The sequence below is a fragment of the Mycobacterium sp. genome, from assembly GCF_049281135.1.
Lineage (GTDB): Bacteria > Actinomycetota > Actinomycetes > Mycobacteriales > Mycobacteriaceae > Mycobacterium.
Genome location: NZ_JBAPRN010000250.1, coordinates 1 through 4,896, shown reverse-complemented (window position 1 = coordinate 4,896; position 4,896 = coordinate 1). Strand labels below are relative to the sequence as shown.

The following is a 4,896-nucleotide window of genomic DNA, read 5'->3' as shown; positions in this document are numbered from 1 at the left end:
CCTGCTGGGGCGGTGCAGCGACGAGTGGTTCGCCACCCGCTGGCAGACCCGCAGCGGGGAATGGGCTGAGAAGTTGAACAGCATGCCCAAGTACGTTGCATCCACCACCTTGAACCGCCCGATGTGGTCCAACTCGACACTCATCCGCGGAGACGTCGCCGACGAGGTCGCCACACTCAAGCAGCAGATCAACGGCGAGATCCTCGTCTACGCCAGCTACCAGCTCGTGCAAACCCTGCTCGAGCACGACCTCGTCGACGAACTGCGCCTCGTTGTCTTCCCCGTCCTGCTCGGTGCAGGCAAGCGCCTTTTCGGCGAGACCGGCAGTAGCACGCCACTTCGCCTCATCCACCTCAACACCATCGGCGATGGCCTCACCCACCTGACCTACCGCGTAGTCGAAGCACAGTAGATCTTTAGACGCCCTCAACCGCTTCGAGCTGGCCAGATCGGATTGCGGTCAGAAACTGCTGGTAGTCCCGTTCGTTCTGGTCGGCGTACCGTTCCGAGAAGTCGTTGATCGATTTGTCGAAGGCATCCGTCCGGCCCAGATACTCGGCGATCGCGACGGGGTCTCCGGACCGGGCGTGAGCCCGCGCGAGCGTCCATCCGCAGGAGTTTGCGTAGAAATTGAGTCCGACCGGTCTCATCAGCTCTGGGTCTGCCGAGCCCTTCATATCGCGGAGCTGGCGCCAGTAGAAGTTGCGGCGCGCGTCCATTCCCTTGGTCCAGCCGAGGTAGATGTCACTAGCCGCCTGCATCATCCGCTGCCCCTGCACCACCCGCTCACCGTGTTGGCGGTAGCGGCTCGGTGGAAGGTGAGCCTCGAGCACTGACGCGGTCGCCTCTTTGATCTGCAGGAACAGCGGATCTTGCGCGTCACGTCCTTGCAGCAACACGATGAACGCGCGGGTGCCGACACTGCCAACGCCAACCACCTTGCGCGCCACATCGACGATCTCGAACTGCTCCAGCAGATGACGCCGGTCGTCTTGCAAAGTGGCCCGATATTCGCGGAACCGGTCGTGGATCACCGGCATCACCTCGTCGGGGGACAGACCGTACGTCGCCGCCAAGTCTCGAGAGGGGACGATGATCGGCGGCTGACTGACGATCCGGTAGGTACCACCGTCGACCTCACACAGCTTGGACAAGGCTTGCAGGCTGTCGCGAGTGCGAGCCTTCGCGGCAATCCCCGCTGCCAACTTGCCGGCCCGCTTCGCCGCCTTCGCCTGCTCCCTATCGGCCTTCTCCAGCTTCGCGGCCCGCTTCTCTTGCCGCTTCGGCGCCTTCGCGCGCTTATCGGCCTTCTCGCGCGCCTTCGCCGCGTCCTCCTTTTTCACCGCTCCGGCAACCGAGTCGCGGATCCCGGCCACGAGCTCCTTCTCATCCAGGTGCGCGTACCAGATGTCCATCGTCCGCATCTGCGCGAAACCAGCCATCGCCTCCCGGTAAGCGCGCACCGAGGCGAGCGTCGCTGCCTGCGCATCCGCCTTGGTGAACCCGTTGTTGCGCGCAGCGATCGTGAAGCTCGCCGCCATCCGCTTTACGTCGTACTCGAACGGCCCCGGCAACGTCTCATCGAAGTCGTTCACATCGAACATCAGAATCCGCTCCGGCGAGGCGAACAAGCCGAAGTTCGACAGATGCGCATCACCACACAGCTGCGCGTCTAGGCCAGCGACCGGGGTGTCCTTCAGGTCCGCCGCCATGATCTTCGCCGCACCCCGGTAGAAGGTGAACGGCGAGACCATCATCCGGCCATGCCGCACCGGCACCAAGTCCTGCTCACGATCGGCGTCCTGCTCCACCAGCAGGGCAACCGGATCCGGGCGATCCACGGCCGGCTGCCACTTCGCATGACTCGACAGCCGGGCCCGGTTCCGCGCCTGCAGGCCCCTGGCCCGACGTTCCTCGATACTGGGGTGCGCAACCTTCTCCGTGGCCATCCAACCCACCTCCGGTACCGATCGCTATGCGACCCAGCGCCTCATCGCGAGCCCAGTCAACGTGCCATGTTGAGGGCGCACAACGGTGGCGCGCCGTCTCGTGCGCTGATGACCGCCTCATCGTGTGGCGCCCATGACCAACGAACATCACCCGAACAGGATGACCTCCGGTCCCGCGGTCGGCCCACGTGTCCGTCGTTGTGCGCGGCCTGCCGGTCATGCCCGGGCTCAGAGCGCTCCTCGGCGTGGTCGCGGTGACGTTGTGGCGCCGGAGGTGCGGACGAGATCAAACAGGTGCGTGCGTTCTGCGTCGTCGAGGCTGAGCGCTCGGGCTAGAGCGTCGAACACGTGGTGGGAGGCGCCTTGTGCGTATCCGCGTTCGATCTTCGTGTAGTACTCGACGCTCATCCCGGCTAGGTTCGCCATCTCCTCACGGCGCAAGCCGGGCACTCGTCGTGTTCCGTACTGGGGCAACCCGACCTGCTCTGGGGAAATCTGGCTGCGCCGTGAGACGAGCAACTCCCGTAACTCGTCCCGGTTGTCCATCTCTCGGTCAGTGCCGGTCGACGGACAGAAGTTCGATCGCGTTGTTCCCGTAGCCGAGCCGGTTCCAGATCGGGATATCGGGCTGGACGTTCCCGGCGGCGTCGGTCGCTCGGGCGCGCAGGGTGTGGCGGCCGACGTCGTTGCTGTCCCAGACGAATGACCAGTCCTGCCACTGATATGGGCCCTTTGGGTCCTCAAGCTGCGCCGGGTACCAGTCACCTTCACCGGTGAGGCTTACGTCCACCTGCGTGATAGGTCCGGTGCCTGACCACGCCTTCCCCCGCACCGTATAGGGCCCGAGCGGGAGAACGGCGTCGGGCGCCGGGTCGGTGATCCGGGCGCGTACCCGCATCAGGGTCACGCGCTCGTGCGGGCGGTCGGCCCACTGGTAGATGTAGTGACCGGTCTGGAACTCGCCCTCGAACGGCTCGGTGAGCACGTCGATGCGTTTCAGCCACTTCACCGAGGCGACGGCATACCAGTGCGGGGTGATCAGCCGGAACGGGGCGCCGTGGTCAGGTCGTAGCGGCTCACCGTTCATCTCATAGGCGATCAGGATCGCCGAAGTCGGGTCGGCTGCCTCCGAGAGCGGCAATGCCCGGACGAAGGTGAGATCGTCCTGATCTGAGTCCGGCAGGATCGCCTGCAGGTGATATGAGCCATGATCGGCACCTGAGAACCGCACATCGACACCCTCGGCCGCAGGCTCGACCAGCGCGAGTACGTCATGCAGCAAGGCACCGGTCCACCGGGCCGTCGACACCGCGTAGTCACCCCACGGCTCCCCAGTCGGTAGCGGCCTCATCTCCAGCCGACCGTTGCCCGCGCACTCCAACGTGACCGCCTGGTCGTGAGCCGGCAACGCTCGCAAATCTTCGAGCGTCAGAGTCTTAGGGTTGCCTACTGCCCCGCCAATCTCCAACCGGCCATCATGGGCGGGCAACGCGAAGTTGCTGCGGACATAGTGAAGATCGGTCGGAGTGAGGTCACCCACTAACGCCTCAGGCGGGGCCTGCGCGTTGAACGGAGCCGGCTTGATCATGTCCAATGCCGCGCGGGTCACCTCAAGATCATTGTCCACCGTCATAACCTCAGCCCCGCTCCCGATCGGTTGTGAACCAAGACGCCCCATCGACACGAAGGAACTGCGCTTCGCGCTTGAATCCTCGTGCATAGGCATGGCCGAACCATTACCGGGGTGCGTACTACGAACGAACGCAGCCCCAGCGGCCGAGGCACGTCCTAGCCGCACAAGTGGACTAGACCGCGCCGTCCGTCGCGCTTCGCCCGCCGTAGACGGCGAGTGCCCAGATGACGAAGACGCCGATCCCGATGTTCCCGACGATGAGGTACACCCAGCCGTAGGTGTTGCCGCATGATGCCGGCGATTCCCAGCACCGTGTGTTCACGTCACTTCCGGGAGTTCGTTAGCACAGAACCGAACCCGGATCCGACGAATGCGAGCCGACGCGCGACAACTTTCCTCACCGACCGTCGACGTGAAGGGAGCAACTAGCGTTGACCAAAGCGTCGATGACGAGGCGAGCCATAAGAGATGCTTCGGTGGTGTTTGAGGCAGCTCCATGACCATCATCCTTGCGCTGGCATCAGCCATCAGCGGTGCCGTGAACGCGCTGACGCAGCGAGTATCGAGCCGGACTGGGCCGAGCGGTTCGTGGTGGCGCCTCGCCAAATACCTGATCCGGCAACGGTTGTGGCTGATCGGTCTCGTCGCGGCGATCGCGGCGTTCGTCCTGCAAGCAGCCGCCTTGCGCAGCGGACGACTGTCGGTGGTTCAGCCTCTTCTTGTCACCGAGCTCGTCTTCGTCCTTGTCCTTCGCAGGCTGTGGTTGCGCCAATCCATCCGCACTGCGACGTGGGCATCCGCGGCACTGACCTGCGCGGGCCTGACCGTCTTCCTCCTCGCCGCCCAGCCCCGAGGTGGCAACCCCACACCGACGCCGCACGCCTGGATCGGAACGATCAGCGTCTTCGGCGGAGCCACCGTCGTCATGACCCTCCTCGCGGCCCGAGGCTCACCGGTCCGCCGCGCCGCACTCTACGCAGCCAGCGCCGCGATCTCAGGCGCGCTCGCCGCCACCTTCGTCAAAACCACAGTGGAATCGTTGGCTCTCGACGGTCCGGCATCGGTGTTCACCAGCTGGCCGGTCTACGCACTCGCCGTCTCGGCCATAGCAAGCGCGATCCGCATTCAGGCAGCCCTGCACGTCGGGCCGCTGACAGTCTCCCAACCCATCATGGTCGTTCTCAACCCCATCGTGAGCATCTGGATCAGCGTCTGGCTGTTTGCCGAGTACTTCACCGACGACAAAGCCATCCTCGCGGCCGGTGCCGCCGGGTTCGCCGCCCTGATAGTCGGAGTGGTGCTACTCACCACAAC

6 protein-coding genes are annotated in these 4,896 nt (G+C 64.7%); 2 read left to right on the top strand and 4 right to left on the bottom strand.

Annotated elements, in window-relative coordinates:
- The coding region (locus WAN02_RS10105) for a dihydrofolate reductase family protein (RefSeq protein WP_422264018.1) at positions 1–412 on the top strand (412 nt) is incomplete at its 5' end.
- A 4-nt stretch (positions 413–416) separates the two neighbouring features.
- Here WAN02_RS10105 and WAN02_RS10100 read toward each other — a convergent pair.
- From WAN02_RS10100 to WAN02_RS10085, 4 genes are all read right to left on the bottom strand, one after another.
- Entirely contained in the window at positions 417–1,949 is a 1,533-nt protein-coding gene (locus WAN02_RS10100) for a DUF2252 family protein (protein ID WP_422264017.1), read from the bottom strand.
- 228 nt (positions 1,950–2,177) lie between these two features.
- Complete coding sequence (locus WAN02_RS10095; RefSeq protein ID WP_422264016.1) at positions 2,178–2,495, bottom strand: helix-turn-helix domain-containing protein; 318 nt, start codon at positions 2,493–2,495, stop codon at positions 2,178–2,180.
- A 7-nt stretch (positions 2,496–2,502) separates the two neighbouring features.
- Complete coding sequence (locus WAN02_RS10090) at positions 2,503–3,576, bottom strand: sulfite oxidase (RefSeq protein ID WP_422264015.1); 1,074 nt, start codon at positions 3,574–3,576, stop codon at positions 2,503–2,505.
- Between the two features lie 178 nt (positions 3,577–3,754).
- Positions 3,755–3,904 (bottom strand): hypothetical protein, encoded by a 150-nt coding sequence (locus tag WAN02_RS10085; RefSeq protein ID WP_422264014.1) that lies wholly within the window; start codon positions 3,902–3,904, stop codon positions 3,755–3,757.
- Positions 3,905–4,078: 174 nt separating this feature from the next.
- Between WAN02_RS10085 and WAN02_RS10080 the strand changes: the two genes are divergently transcribed.
- Positions 4,079–4,896, top strand: an 818-nt coding sequence (locus tag WAN02_RS10080) for a DMT family transporter (RefSeq protein WP_422264013.1), incomplete at its 3' end; no start/stop codon positions are given.